General features: G+C 58.4%; 14 protein-coding genes. 7 read left to right on the top strand and 7 right to left on the bottom strand.

Going from position 1 to position 13,947, the window contains the following annotated elements; genetic code table 11:
* Nucleotides 1-18: 18 nt before the first annotated feature.
* From M0H32_RS27595 to M0H32_RS27585, 3 genes are all read left to right on the top strand, one after another.
* A complete protein-coding gene (locus M0H32_RS27595) occupies nt 19-798 on the top strand; it encodes a coniferyl-alcohol dehydrogenase (RefSeq protein WP_248159833.1) in 780 nt (259 codons plus the stop codon).
* 21 nt (nt 799-819) lie between these two features.
* On the top strand, nt 820-2,265 hold the full coding sequence (locus tag M0H32_RS27590) for an aldehyde dehydrogenase (RefSeq protein ID WP_248159832.1): 1,446 nt from the start codon (nt 820-822) through the stop codon (nt 2,263-2,265).
* 261 nt (nt 2,266-2,526) lie between these two features.
* On the top strand, nt 2,527-2,769 hold the full coding sequence (locus M0H32_RS27585) for a hypothetical protein (RefSeq protein WP_248159831.1): 243 nt from the start codon (nt 2,527-2,529) through the stop codon (nt 2,767-2,769).
* 12 nt (nt 2,770-2,781) lie between these two features.
* Here the strand turns inward: M0H32_RS27585 and M0H32_RS27580 are convergent, their stop codons facing one another.
* The 4 genes from M0H32_RS27580 to M0H32_RS27565 are packed head-to-tail and all read right to left on the bottom strand — an operon-like array spanning nt 2,782 to nt 7,417.
* Nucleotides 2,782-3,150, bottom strand: a complete 369-nt coding sequence (locus M0H32_RS27580) for a thermonuclease family protein (RefSeq protein WP_248159829.1) — start codon at nt 3,148-3,150, stop codon at nt 2,782-2,784.
* Nucleotides 3,151-3,154: 4 nt separating this feature from the next.
* Entirely contained in the window at nt 3,155-5,059 is a 1,905-nt protein-coding gene (gene virD4, locus M0H32_RS27575; protein ID WP_248159827.1) for a type IV secretion system ATPase VirD4, read from the bottom strand.
* Entirely contained in the window at nt 5,056-6,975 is a 1,920-nt protein-coding gene (locus M0H32_RS27570; protein ID WP_248159826.1) for a relaxase/mobilization nuclease domain-containing protein, read from the bottom strand. Before M0H32_RS27570 ends, virD4 begins: the two co-directional genes overlap by 4 nt.
* Nucleotides 6,965-7,417 (bottom strand): DNA mobilization endonuclease VirD1/MobC family subunit, encoded by a 453-nt coding sequence (locus tag M0H32_RS27565; protein WP_248159825.1) that lies wholly within the window; start codon nt 7,415-7,417, stop codon nt 6,965-6,967. Before M0H32_RS27565 ends, M0H32_RS27570 begins: the two co-directional genes overlap by 11 nt.
* 380 nt (nt 7,418-7,797) lie before the next feature.
* Between M0H32_RS27565 and M0H32_RS27560 the strand changes: the two genes are divergently transcribed.
* Together M0H32_RS27560 and M0H32_RS27555 are read left to right on the top strand one after the other, a co-directional pair.
* Nucleotides 7,798-8,619, top strand: coding sequence for an AAA family ATPase (locus M0H32_RS27560; RefSeq protein WP_248159824.1), 822 nt, complete (start codon nt 7,798-7,800; stop codon nt 8,617-8,619).
* The gene (locus M0H32_RS27555; protein WP_248159823.1) at nt 8,609-9,187 is read left to right on the top strand and encodes a VirC2 family conjugal transfer protein; all 579 of its coding nucleotides are present in this window, start codon (nt 8,609-8,611) and stop codon (nt 9,185-9,187) included. The genes M0H32_RS27560 and M0H32_RS27555 overlap by 11 nt, the downstream gene beginning before the upstream one ends.
* A gap of 363 nt (nt 9,188-9,550) precedes the next feature.
* Here M0H32_RS27555 and M0H32_RS27550 read toward each other — a convergent pair whose 3' ends face one another.
* On the bottom strand, nt 9,551-10,309 hold the full coding sequence (locus tag M0H32_RS27550; protein ID WP_248159822.1) for a sulfite exporter TauE/SafE family protein: 759 nt from the start codon (nt 10,307-10,309) through the stop codon (nt 9,551-9,553).
* Nucleotides 10,310-10,388: 79 nt separating this feature from the next.
* Between M0H32_RS27550 and M0H32_RS27545 the strand changes: the two genes are divergently transcribed.
* Nucleotides 10,389-11,288 carry a LysR family transcriptional regulator gene (locus M0H32_RS27545; protein ID WP_248159821.1) on the top strand — a complete coding sequence of 300 codons (900 nt, stop codon included), beginning with the start codon at nt 10,389-10,391 and terminating at the stop codon, nt 11,286-11,288.
* A gap of 236 nt (nt 11,289-11,524) precedes the next feature.
* Nucleotides 11,525-12,250: a nucleoside/nucleotide kinase family protein gene (locus M0H32_RS27540; protein ID WP_248159820.1), complete on the top strand. Its 726-nt coding sequence runs from the start codon at nt 11,525-11,527 to the stop codon at nt 12,248-12,250.
* A 145-nt stretch (nt 12,251-12,395) separates the two neighbouring features.
* Here M0H32_RS27540 and M0H32_RS27535 read toward each other — a convergent pair whose 3' ends face one another.
* The gene (locus tag M0H32_RS27535; protein WP_248159819.1) at nt 12,396-12,851 is read right to left on the bottom strand and encodes a hypothetical protein; all 456 of its coding nucleotides are present in this window, start codon (nt 12,849-12,851) and stop codon (nt 12,396-12,398) included.
* A 294-nt stretch (nt 12,852-13,145) separates the two neighbouring features.
* Nucleotides 13,146-13,490: a DUF736 domain-containing protein gene (locus M0H32_RS27530; RefSeq protein WP_248159817.1), complete on the bottom strand. Its 345-nt coding sequence runs from the start codon at nt 13,488-13,490 to the stop codon at nt 13,146-13,148.
* Nucleotides 13,491-13,947 lie beyond the last annotated feature (457 nt).

The raw sequence follows: 13,947 nt of genomic DNA, 5'->3' as shown, positions 1-13,947 counted from the left end.
GCACAGGGAGGAACATCCGTGCTTCACGACAAGACCATCATCGTCACCGGCGCTGCGTCGGGCATCGGCGCGGAGACGGCGCGTCAGCTCAAGGCGGCCGGTGCCAGGGTCATCGCGGTGGACCGCAACGAGCCCGCCGCCGAGGTTGACGCGTTCGACAAGATCGACCTGACCGACGAGGCCGCGCTCGATGCGGTGATCGAAGACCTCAGGAAGGTGAAAGCCGACGGGCTCGCCAACATCGCCGGTGTGCCGCCGACATTGCCGCCGGAGGTCGTCGTCACCGTCAATCTGGTCGCACTGAAGCGGCTCACCCTGGGTCTGGTCGACAGCCTTGCCGACAACGCCTCCATCGTGAACCTCGCTTCGCTTGCCGGCATCGGCTGGGAAGGCGAAGTGGCAAAGATCAAGGCCGCCGACAGCCTTACCCATGCCGGCGTCGCCGACTTCTGCGCCCGGAACGGGGTGACCGCGGAGAACAGCTACTTCTTCACCAAGCAGGCGGTCGTCGCCTGGACCCTCGAAAACCGCTGGACCTGGCGCGGCCGCGGCATCCGCATGAACGCGGTCAGCCCCGGTCCCGTCGAGACGCCCATTCTCAAGGACTTTCTTGAAACCCTCGGCGAGCGGGCCGAGGAAGACATGAAGGTCATGGACCGCCCCGGAACCCCTGCCGATATCGCGCCTGTCGTGGTCTTCCTGCTGTCGCGGGGATCGGGCTGGCTGCGCGGGGTCAACATCGCTGCCGATGGCGGCATGCGGTCCCATATCGACGCAACTTCAAACGGACTTGTCTAACCGGAACTCAGGGAATTTTTCATGAATATCAGGATGTTGATCGGTGGCAACGATGTTGCCGCCGCGGATGACCGCACGTTTGTGCGCCATGATCCGGTAACCGGCGCGGTCACAACTATTGCCCCGGCGGCCCGTGCCAAAGATGCCGCCGAGGCGGCAGCGGCGGCAGGCAGGGCCTTCCCGGCCTGGGCCAAAACTCCGCCATCCGAGCGGCGGCGCTTGCTGCTGAAGGCGGCCGACGAGCTGGAGGCAATGGCACCAGACATCATCGCCACGGCCATAGGTGAGACCGGTGCCACGGCGCCCTGGATCGGCTTCAACTGCATGCTGGCGGCGGGCATGCTGCGGGAAGCGGCATCGATGACGACGCAGATCACCGGCGAAGTGATCCCCGCCAACAAGCCCGGAACGCTTGCCATGGCACAGCGCAAGCCCCTCGGCGTCTGCCTGGGTATTGCACCGTGGAACGCACCGGTGATCCTCGGCACCCGTGCCGTCGCCATGGCGATCGCCTGCGGCAACACTGCTATCCTCAAGGCCTCGGAGATGTGCCCCGCGACGCATCTTGCCATCGGTGAAGCTTTTCGCCGTGCAGGCTTCCCCCACGGGGTCATGAACGTGGTCACTAACGCGCCGGAGGACGCTGCCGAGGTTGTCGGAGCCCTGATCGCTGCGCCGGACGTTCGGCACGTGAACTTCACCGGATCCACGGCTGTCGGACGGATCATTGCCAAAACCGCAGCCGAGCATCTGAAACCTGTGCTTCTGGAACTTGGCGGCAAGGCACCGCTCATCGTGCTCGACGATGCCGATGTGGACACCGCCGTGAACGGTGCCGCCTTCGGCGCTTTCATGAACCAGGGCCAGATCTGCATGTCGACCGAACGGATCATTGTGCACGAAGGCATTGCCGACGCCTTCATCGCGGCGCTCGCCGCCAAGACGGCCAAACTCCCTGCGGGCAATCCGCGGGAGCAGGTCGTGCTCGGATCACTGGTCACTCCGGAAGCGGCGAAGAAGATGGACGCAATCATCGCTGACGCCACTGCCAAGGGCGGCAAGGTCATTGCCGGCGGGGGCCGAACGGGCTCGGTCGTCGAGGCCACTCTGATCGACCACGCCGGTCCGGGCATGACGATTTACGAGGAAGAGAGTTTCGGCCCGGTCAAGCCGATCATCCGGGTCAGGGACGACGAAGAGGCGATCCGCGTTGCCAACGACACCGCCTATGGCCTCTCCGCAGCGGTCTACAGCTCCAACATCCAGCGTGCGCTCGCCGTCGCCGACCGGATCGAGAGCGGCATCTGTCATATCAACGGACCGACAGTGGCCGACGAGGCGCAAATGCCTTTCGGAGGCGTCAAGGACTCCGGTTACGGCCGGTTCGGCGGAAAGGCTGCGATCGATGCCTTCACCACGATCCGTTGGGTGACGATCGAGGACCCGCACCAGCACTTCCCGTTCTGAGTTGGGAGATCGCTAGCGTTGCCTGCGCACGGAAGGCCGTCTCGGCTGGAGGCGATCGCTGATGGTGGATCATTCACGCTGACTAGCGGTATTCTTGATCGCGACCCTATCCGCACGGGCACGAATGCGGCCGCAGCCAAGACGAGATTTCAGGCATGTGAGGTCTTCATCCATTCCAGCGCTTCTCCGTCAATCCCCCTATCCGGCGATAGACGGCGGCCGCATCCTGGTGATAAATCCCGACAAAGAGGAGCGATTGCCGTGCCAAACTGCACCCTTGCCGAGGACGCCACAGGGGCGTGGAAGCTTGTTTTCCTACCCGACGAACTGCATCTCTATGTGGGCTTCGCGCGACCAGGCAAAGAAGCCGATCCGATCGACGGAATGACTATCGAAGATTTCCTAGTGCGCCTTCCGAGCGGCACATTGCATAGAAGTGCGCATCGAAAGCTCATCGGGCTGCTCGGCAAGATCGGCACCTTCGAAGCCGTGGCTAGCCGGTAAGGTCAACCACCATCAACACCAAGGTTCCCGCCTCCCGGCCCAGGGCCGGGCAAGCCCCTCAGCGACGAGCTGCTGGCCGACGTCGCTGCCGTTCACCAGCACATGCGCCAACGTTCTTCCATATTTGTCCTGTCCGCTTCTCAGGACTTGAACCTTCTGATTGGCGACGATCGCGGCGAACCTCTTCTTGGCGCTGACCGCCATGCGACGCTCTGCAGAACATTTGCCGTCGATTTCTGGCGTATCGATGTTCTCTACGCGCACCTTTTCGGAGCCGCTTTGAAGGCCGATAAGGAAGGAATCTCCGTCCCAGATACGCAAGGTTTCGGGTTGGCAGACAGAGGTGCATAGAAGCACGGCAACGGCGATATGAGCGGCCAATGAATTAGACCTTAGCCAAATTTTCTCTTTGAATATCATTGATCAGGCTGAGCAGACTGTTTTGTTCGCTCAGCAGCTCGTCCGCTTGCTGTTCGGACAAATTTTGAACCGATTGCGGAGGAGACTTGAGACGCTTTGCCTTGGTCCTGGACGCATCTCCCGGGCTCGAACCATTAGCCGCATCGGACCGGCTTTTCAAAACCTCTGCTTTGGGTTTAGACGCCGCAATCACCACTGGCGGCTCCGGTAAGGGGCCGGTCTGTCCTTCGAAGACCTTCTTCAGCTCCCGGTCCTTATAATAGATGACCTTTTTGGCTCGGACCGCGTCATGTCCTTGAATCAACAAGACCACTTCGTCGTCGCTGAGACGGCGCAAATCCTCGGGACGTAAAAGACGTGTGCCTTCCTGCCGTTCGGAAATGTTGGTGCCGTCGAACTTGTTCATTTGCCACGATTTTGAACGGCTCTTGCGCGTGAAATCGCCAATCGACTTCGAGACATATTCAGGCGTCTCCGCATCGGCCGGAGCCATGAACAACTGCAAGCGGCAGTTCGCTAGAAAGTTTTGCGCGCCATCGTTGCCATAGGCGGCTTTCAGGTTGGAAATCGACTGGGCGACGATCATCATGCGGCCGCCATAGGAACGCAGCGTCGTGATCCCCTGGCTCAAGGAATCCATTTTGCCAAGCGCCGGAAACTCGTCCATCAGCAGCAGGACAGGATAGGGTTCGTCTTTTCCTGGCTCGGATCTCTGCAATATCGAAACCGTCTGCTGGAACATCATCCGGATCAACGGCGACAGCACTTGCAAGTCGTTGGGACCGACAACAATGAAGATGCTGGCCGGCCGGCGCCGCAGCTCGCCAATAGAAAAATCGCTGGCCTCGGTCGCGCGTCTCACATGGTATTCCGCCCACTGTCCCAGACCGCCATCGAACAGGACGGACATATAGGCGGAAACCGTCTTGTAGTCGGTTCCGGCCATCCGGTTATAAATCGCCTTGGCCTCCTCGATGGCAGTTTCACTGGCGAGCTGCTTGAACAATGCGGCGAAATCGGCTTCGCCCTCTCCGTCGCTGCGCTTGCCCTGAGACAACAGGTCATAAACCGTGCCGAGATTTGCCGAGTTGCGCTCGATCGCGACGAGGATGGTCGCGACCAGGATCTGTTTGGCGGACGGCATGAAGCCTTGAGCGTTGTTACCAGGAAGGAATAGGAGCGATTCCGCAATCCGCTGCGCCTCTGCGTACCGGCGTCTCTCCGGCAGCGCCGCGACATCCTCCAGCGGATTGTACCGGTGTGTCCGGTCTTCTTCGTCAAACGGCGCAAACTTATAGATCAGATCGCCGAGCTCCTTGCGATGGCGGCTCGTTTTCTCGAAATTCTCGCCCTTCACATCGAGACAAATCACGCTGCCTGGATAGGTAAGCAACGTGGGAATGACAACACCCACGCCCTTACCGGAGCCGGTCGGCGCAGCGATAAACGAATGCGGAATGTCCTGGCTGGAAATAAACTTGCCGCGGCCTCTCGGCAGAGAGGTCTTCGCATAAATCGGCCCGCTCACGGATTTAACGGTGGCCAGAAGCTTATTCCGCTGCAGGTCCTGGACGCTGGCCCATCTTGCGGAACCGTGGCTGTTCATCGACGGCCGCACACCCAATGCGATCGCGCCAATGCCTCCAAGCAGCGCCGCGGCACCACACACATAAAGGGCATGTGTCCAATACGTCGGATGAGGGAAACCACCCCACGGGCTGACCTTGAGCGCATCGAGCAATTCAAACTGGCTGAGCGGAGTGCCAAGCCGCCAGTCCACATAAGCCCCTGCCAAAAGAAAGCCGATCACCCCGCCCAGGACCAGGCCGAACAGCGCGAAGAAGACTCCGTCTTTGACCGTCCTGCTCACAACCCGTGATCCTCGTCCCTGCGCGGCCGGCGTTCTGCGTTTTCAGCCCTCTTCGCCTGCTCGTTCTCCAGGTCGCGGTCCAATTTGCCCAGGGCGAGTTCAATCTTGCCTTTGCGCGCACCTTCGGCATCCGCCAATTCGGTTTCCAGGTATCTTCGCGCCAGCATGAATTGCTGATCCGGATCCTGGGTCAAACTTGACAGGGCTTGCCTGTCACCATTTTCGAGCTCGCGGATCCTCGAACTCGTCAACGTCTCTTTCACCGTCTGTGCAAACCGGTCATTCACGTCGTCATCCGTGCCGAGACTGGAAACGAGCCTGGCCTTTCGGCCCTCATAGGCTTCTATGTCCCGACGCGCCGCGCTGTAGATGTCGCGGATCTCGGCATGCACCGTCTCAAGCGTTGATCCTGCCTTGGCCTGGCTGGCATCGGCATCCAACCCCTCTTTCTGCTGATAGTAGGTCGAGAGCTGCCGTAACTCGGCTTGTTTCCAGCCTTCAGCAACGGCCCGGGCAACAGGCTCGTCTCCTCCGTAACGCTCAACGATGATTTCAGGCTGCAGACCCGCCTTGCGCGACAGATCCATGACCAGGCCCTTTGCCTTCCCGGCGACCTCATCCGTGAAGTCGTCATAGGAGGTCACTCCCTGATAGGCTTTGTCCGCGGCCGGACGCCTGAAGCCCTGCAGCTCCGCAACGTCCGCCATGAACTGAGCCGCCTTTGTCTTGGTTCTGGCCGTGAGCCGTTCGGCCCTCGTCTTGTCCGGACCTTCCGGAAGCGAGGAAAGCTCGGAATCGATTTTCTCAAAATTGCTCAAGATCGCGGCCCGCCGCGCGTCAATGGCTGCATTCATTTCGCGGATCTCCTTGATCGTCACTATATTGGCCGGCACAAGCTCACCGTAGAATTTGTGACCGCTGTCAAAAGTTCGTTTCAACCCCGCCTGATGAGCGGGGCCGGCCGCCTTAAGCTGCCGTCCTTCCTCAATCAACTGAGCCGACTCGCGCAAAAGCAGGCTGTATTTCGGATGCTCGCCTTCGATGAAGCTCGCTTCGCCTCGGACCTGACGGACGAACAAGTTCTTCGCCAGCGTGACCTTCAAACGAGATACGGCATCGTGAGCACGGGTCTGCGGTGATCGCTCTTCACGACGGGCGCGCTGCACCTCACAATCGGTATAGGGTCTATCCTCAACGCCTCGAGCAAATCGCGGCGTTGCCTCAAGTTCAATTCCGTGATCGGCCGCAACTCGAACCTGGACGAACCGCATTTCGTCATAGTCGAAATGTCCACGCGGCGAGACTTTCAGCCACGACCCTTCCTCAAGCCCGCGCCGGTTTACGACGATATGCATGTGAGGATGCGCCCGGTCCGTATGAAACGCTGTGAAATAATCAAAGTGATCGCCGTATTTGCCGCTGGCGAACATCTCCTCGGCCCAGGCCCGGCCGGTGCGGTAAGCCGCACTATGGTCGGTGCCTTCCGGAAAGCTGACCATGAAATGACTGGTCCGGTCGGCCCTGCCGTCGCCGGCGTCTGCGAGCTGCCACGAGGTCATCATTTCAGCCTCGGCTGCCTGGTCGACGACAAGGCCGAAATACCGGTCTGAGCGCTCAAGCTCAACCGTACCTTCTTTGCGGAGGTAATCCATTTGATCGCGAATGCCGCGCAAATCCGACGTGCCGCCCGTTCGAATGAGCTTCGCCATGGCCTGGGGCTTCTGAGCCAGAAAGGCCGTCGTCATCCGATCGGTCCAGCTACTGGATCCCGATCCTCCGCCACCACCGCCAGCGATCTTCTTTTGAAGTTCGAGGACATACTGCAGCATCGGCCCGCGCATCGAGGCCGGAATTTTCAGGATGCCCCAGTCTTCGCCCATGACCGCTTCGAGCGGATCGACAACCTCACTGACCATTGCCGAGCGCCTTTTCTAAAATCGCCTTCGCAGCGGCCTTTCGCTTTCTCACGTTCAGGAGAATTTGTACCTGCGTCTCGACCTTCGAGAAGAGCGCGCCAAGCCCTTTGCGGTCTTCCATGAAGGCGATGAAGTCAGGCTCGCTGGTTTTGTTCGCCTGCTTTGCGAGCTGATTTATGTTCGTCGCCATCCCGGAAATCTGCCTCGTGAGATTGCGCAACACGTCCGTGGTCTCTTTGTCGTAGTCCAGGAAGCCATTCGCTTTCAGGACCAGCGTGCGCAAAACCCGGTTTCTTTTCACACCCAGCTCGGCGCAAAGCGCGTCCAGCTCGGCAACCTCAGACGCTCTCATGCGGACGCTGAACACAGTCCAGACATCGTCTTGAGAGGCCGAACCCGTCTCGTCTGCCGTCTGATTTCCTTCTTGGTTTTGGCTCTTCATCAGGACTTGGATCTGCTCGCCCTCGGGCGCTGGTGGGGGTACGTGGCGGGGGTGTTGGGCACCGCAAGCGCAAATGTGTTACATTTGCAATATCCTGCCACGAACCCTACGCTAAGTCCCTAATGCAGAGCAACCACTTTCAGTTGCTCTCTTCCGATTCAACAGCACCATTCGTCCGAATGCGCTGAAGCTTTGAAATGCGGGAAATCGGACACGCGGAAATTTGTGTCCGCGTGTTCTATTAATTTTTGAAATTCGCACCCTTGTGAATGCGGGTTTTCATGCCTTCTGGGATTCGGATGTTTTGGTATTTGTGAATAGTGGATTCCTGACATTTGCGAATTTTGGAATTTTGGAATTCTGAAGTTGGGAAACGCGGAATGTCTGAAATGCGTGACTGCGGATTGACTGAGATTCGGGAATGCGGGAATAAGGGTGCACCGCAAAATTCTGCAACCCTTCCCCATCAAACCGACGACAGGTTTCAATCCGTGAAAATCATTTCCTTCGTTTCTTTTAAAGGCGGTGCTGGCAAGACAACCGCCCTCATGGCCGTCACGACGTGCCTCATCGAACGCGGTAAAAAGGTCGCGCTCTTCGAAGCCGACAACAACAAACCGATTTCTGAGTGGCGCGAGAATGCGGTCAGCAAAAACACGTGGCATGACAACTGCCTCGTGTTCCTCGCCAACAACGAGGCGGACTTCGAAACCGCATATGAAGAAGCTTCGGACGCTGGCTGCGATTTCGCGTTGATCGACACCCAGGGAGGTGGATCGGAACTCAACAATATGGTGCTGGTCAATTCTGACGCGATCATTCTGCCAACGGCCCTGACAGTCCTGGACACGGACGAAACGCTGCAGACGTTTAGCTACGCGGTCAAAGTCGCGATGGCAGCAGAAATCAAGGTCCCGACATTCGTTCTGAAAACCAGAATTCCAACGGCGAAGCTTACCCAGGCGCAGAAGCGAACGGGTGATCTGCTTGCAGGCCTGCCCTGCCTGGCAACGGGCCTGCACAGCCGCAACGCTTTCGAGGACATGAAATTCAAAGGCCTGCTCCATCAGGCCATGCGCCAAATGGAAGAGAATCCAAACGACAGGCTCATTGCCCGCAACTATCAGTCCGCGATCGAAGAAGCGGACGCTCTGACGAGCGACATTCTTTCTCTGGTTAAGGACAAGGCGGATGCCGCTTAGAAAATCGCCCGTCTCCTATCAGGAGTTTGTTGAAACAGGGGAAGTCCGCAAAAAGGAAAGCGCCACTCCCCCTGTCGAACAAGCTGCAGAGTCTTCGGCCGAGGATCCAAAACCAAACCTCGGGGACCTGGCAACGGCGAAGTCTGCGGTCGCTGACACGGCACCGGAGAAACAAAAGCGCCGCGCGACAATACCGACGAAGCCGGATCGCGACAAAAAGCCGGGGATCCTCGTCACGGTCGATGTCCCGCTGCCGGCGACAGGCGTTTCAGCCACATTCGACACTTTGTGCCGATCTTACTCCGCGAAGAAGGCTCTTGCCCTCATTTTGCGGAAAGCCATGCCGGAATTTGAGCGACGGCTATTGGATGGGAAAGCCAAGTCCGCGCCACGAGACTATCCCGTCCAACCCGGCGATTTGAAAACAACGCGGACAATGCCGGAGGATGCCTACCAGCTCGCAAAGAGCCAGTTCGATCCCCTCGACATGCTGCCGAACAGACGGTTCGGCCGCATCGTCGCTCTGGCCGCCTTGGCGGCCTTCTTCAAAAATGAGAAAATCGGATAGGCCAGCGCAAGCGGCCCGCCTTTCCCACAATCCTACGGCTTCTCTTCGGCGCTTGATGGGGAGCGCGTTCAGCCTCCGGTCCGCTCCGACACCTTTCCCTTGAAAGATGGCTCCGGCCCTGAAGGGCTGGAAAAGGCTTTTTAGGAACCGAGCTTTGGGGCGCGCATTTATTCGGCGCTCGAATTGCAAACACCCCGGATTCTCGCTCGAATTATTAGCGTCTATCCGGGGTGACAAACTCAGTTTAGTTGCGACGGGATCGAAACCATCTGCCCCGGATCACATTAGATGCGAACGGTGACAGTGCTGACCTTGCGGTCATTGAGCGCGTATTTCCGGTTTCGGTTTGATCCACTTCGCTTGTCAGCCAAACGTTCTTGCGAAGTAGACTACGGAGAGCAGGACGCCGAATCCTGTGACGAGTCCTCGCAGAACCTTTTGATTCACCTTTTTCGCGAAGCGACCGCCATAGTATCCACCAATAGTACTACCCACCATCATCGTGAAGGCTTCCGGCCACGAGATCAAACCGCCGACACCAAAGACCAGAATGCTCAGGATCGTGAAGCTGGTCGCCAGCAGGTTTTTGATGCTGTTGCCTACATGAAAGTCCGTGAAGCCCATGATCTGCGCGATGGCCAGAAGAATGATCCCAAGCCCAGCCCCGAAGTAGCCGCCATAGATCGACGACACGAAAAGCGCCGCATAGATCAAACCGCTTCCTCGGGTTTCACCGACAATCGCAAGTACCCGCTTCCGCAACGCATCGCCAAAGGCGAAAAGAAGCGTCGCGAGCAAAATGAGAAACGGGATCAGGACCACGAAGAGGTCCGGGTCGGAAACCAGAAGCAGAAGCGAGCCGGTGACTGCACCAAGGCCGGAGACCACCAGAAGGGGCATTAGCTTGGAACCAAGACCGCGCAACTCGTCTCGATAGGCCGGAAGTACAGCTGCATTCGATGGCAGGAGAGCGAGATAGTTGGTCGCATTGGCGGCGACCGGCGGCAATCCGGCCGCCATCAGGGCGGGGAAGGTGAACAGCGTCGCACCGCCCGCGATTGCATTCCAGGCACCGCCAATGAGCCCGATGCCCATCAGTATCGCGATCTGCACTGCGTCCATGGCCCATCCCTTTCGTCAATCCGGATGGAGCCTATGCGCCCCGTTGCATCATTGAAAACGAATAAATACGATAGACGTCATGAATGATATCGAACGTTCACCTATAGACAGCGATCTGCTGAGGACCTTTCTGGCAATCGCCAATTGTGGAAACCTGACGGTGGCTGCGGGCCGGCTCAACCGCACCCAATCGGCCATCAGTGTTCAACTGCGCAAGCTTGAGACCGGGCTCGGGGTCACCTTGTTCAATCGAACGCCCAAGGGGATGGCACTGACAGTTGAAGGTGAAAAGCTGCTGCCAAAGGCTAGTTCGATCCTGGCCGAGATCAGGCAGGCAAGCGCGCTTTTCACCAACCCGTTGAGCGGCTCAATTCGTGTCGGGTTCCCGGACGATTTCGACGAAACCGTGCTTGAGCGGGTGCTCGCAGGCTTTGCCCGGGCGCATCCCGGTGTGGATGTTCGGGCGACCTCAGGCTGCACATCAGGGTATCCTGCCGCGATCGCCGACGGGACATTGGACATCGCTGTTTGCTCCGGCCCGGACAACCGGCAAGGAGAGACGCTTGGCATCGAAGATACGGTTTGGGCAAGTCGGAAAGACGCTCAGATTTTAGGCGCAGAGCCCGTGCCCCTGGCTATTCTGGACCGAAGCTGTTGGTGGCGGGATTTACCCACAAAATCATTGGAGAGCATCGGTCGAGAGTATTCGCTCGCCTTTCGCAGCAGCAGTTTCGCGAGTCTCAGGGCCGCGATCCGCGCAGGCTTCGCAATTGGCATTCTTCCGGCCTCCTGCGTCGACGAGGACACCGCGATCTTGTCGGGCCCAGAGGGTTTTCCCGATCTACCAAAATCCCGCCGTTCGTTCCTGATAGCCGACGATGCGCCGGAGGATCTGACAAGTGCAATGGCCAAGGCGATCAGACAATCTCGAAATGAGCAAATCGCCGAAGCAACGCAGACCTCCGCCACTGTCGGGTGAACGGGGAATTAGGGCTTTAAACGGCCTTCCGGCGGTGCAGCGTATCGATCCTGATCTTGGCTGGTGCCTAGTTCGACACAAACGGCCCACTGCCGACATTTACCCGCCGAAATGATACCGCGATGTAATCAAATGAAGCCGCCATTCATTGCATCTGCGAAGAGCTGCCGTCAGATGCCGGTAATGCGGACGGAGTGGTCATTGCTGCATGGCCGGCAGCATGCTCATAATTCTGCATGAACGATAGAATCAACTTTGTGGATCAGGGGCAGGTCATCGATTTCATGGCCTCTTTAATGCGTCGGCCTGATGTCTGTGTGGTTGGAGTTAGCGGTTTTGCCGGTGCAGGGAAAACCACGCTCTGTGAAACGACCGTTTCCGCGTACCCGGAGCAGGTCGTTCGATTGAATTGCGACCTGTTCTCGGCCTTCAGCATACAGGAACGCCGAGAGCGAATTGACAATGCGTTTGCGTCTGGCAATCCCGAAGTAATCGAAGCGGAAATGAACCCGCGGAATTGGTATGACTGGAAGGGTATTCATCACGCCATCGACGGTCTTAGACAGCGGCGCGCTTTTGAGACGAACAAGGCATGGAACCATACAACCGGTCTGCTCGATGCGCACTACTCCAAGGCGCTTCCCCCTGCCGGGCCGGTGGTTGTCTTGTGCGATTGCATATTTCTGTTGCACGAGCCTGTGCGAACATGGCTCGAACATTCTTTGCTCGTTCAGTCATCGCATGATGCCATCGCCGTTCGGCGCAGCAACAGGGCGAAGGACAAAGAGGCGGAGCGGCAGGCACGCGAACGGCAGGAGAGGTTTGAAGTCCCCTATTTCGAACGCCACTCGGAATATGCCGACATTGTTTTTCAGGATTCGTCTCTGGTTTGTCCTGATGCCGGCAAAAGAGCTTCAAGCGACCTTGCTGCAGTGCGGCACTCCTATGCTGGCTCTGGATAGCGCCAGGTCGCCATAAACGGCCCTGACCGGTCATTCTCTTGCTGATACGCTGCTGCGGTGCAGACCGCCAAAGCCGCCATTCACTGCGACTGCGTTGTCTGCACCCTTGCCAAGGCTCAATGTACGGACGGAACGGACATTCCTTTCAGGCCGCGAGCGTATTGAGATATGCAAACTCGTCAGGATGCGATTTCATCATTGTTTCGCGCCAGATGGTCTGCTCGGCATTGATTATCTCTAGTTCCCACACGCACGCGACAGCCGGGCGTCTGATCGTATCCAAAGGAACATCATCATACTGGTGACGATAGATACGTTGGCAAAGGACCGATCCCTGCGACCACCATTGCGCGGCGATTGTCACGCCAAGATCACCTGGATGGATGATGACGAAGCCCAAGCCGTTGTTATCATCCATTTTCCCCACATCGCGGACGACCTCTTCTCGCAGGAAGCTGTCAGCGGTTTCGAGCATCTCACCAGTAACAGTCTTTCCTTGAGCAAGCAGATCGTAGACCTTAAATTTGATGACACCAATTTCCCAGATCGCACGGAATGCGGCGTCACGCGGGCGATAGATTTCTACAGGTCCGTTATTCACGTGATGACTCCGATCAGGTTCGCCGACACGCTACACCCGCTCCCGCGGAGGTCAATTCCGTATCTGCAACATCAGGCAATTTGGCTCGAAGCCGGCCTGGGAGCGTTCAAGAACCGGTTGTTTCGCAGGCGCTGTCCGGGGCTCACAGCCCACATGGTTTCAGCTTGACGGCGTGAAGTTTGCAATCCGAGCCGCAGATAAATGCAATTCGCGACTGGTATGGCAGGCGCAGCGTGCATGCAGGGCGAAGCCCGGACATCAGCGCCGCCCTCCATCGGCCCGAAGGCCGGGGGATTAACCCCGGCGATCGCTGTTGAGAAAGTCATTCGGGATGACGGCCTGGAGCGTGTCGTCGTCCTGATCTGGATAGCGGCCGAGGTTCGCGTAGAACTTCGAATGACCGGTGTTGACGGTCAGCGAAAAGTACGGATCGCCGTTGGCGTTGGTGCGCTCCCAGATGCCCCCGATATCGATGCGCCGGCCTGCAGGGCTCTTGGCAAAGAGACGGAACTTCGGGGCTTTGTCGTTTTCGCTTCGCAAGGCTTCGCCGGTCACGTCGACGTCGAAGGCCAGAGTTGCAATGTTGCCCGTGAGCTTGTCGCCGGCGAACTGGATGTAGTTGGTGAGGGTGTCGGTCATCTTCCGGTTCCTTTGTTCGAATTGCCGATGGACAAAAAGAACGGCCGCCAAGAGCGCAGGCCGCATCCCGAAGGGACCGCAACGCCAGTGCAGGACCGCGGGGCGCGAAGAATTTGCTTCGCGAGGAGCCGGCGATCACCCCGCCTGGCCTGCCAGGTGGGGTGATCGCGGCGGGGAAATTCTTTGCGCGCAAGGTTGCGGACAAGCTCAAGGCCGTATTGTCCAATCGTCGGCATATTCGGATCTATTCAAAGGACCCGGAAGTTGACCGGCCCACTGCCATCGCTGCCATTTGTTTCGCCTGACAGGCTGCAACGGCTTGCATTCATCCTTGGTTCATAGCCCATACCCGTCGTCCGAACGCCTGGGAGCCGCCCGCTCGCGCTCCGGAGCCTGGAGGCCTTCAAGCTTCTGTTTGTAAGCTTCCGCGCGTTCGGCAATCGCTTTATGCGCGTCC

Source organism: Roseibium sediminicola (assembly GCF_023156505.1).
Classification (GTDB): Bacteria; Pseudomonadota; Alphaproteobacteria; order Rhizobiales; family Stappiaceae; genus Roseibium; species Roseibium sediminicola.
The sequence above is the reverse complement of the archived record's forward strand: the minus strand, read 5'-3'. Positions and strand labels throughout refer to the sequence as shown.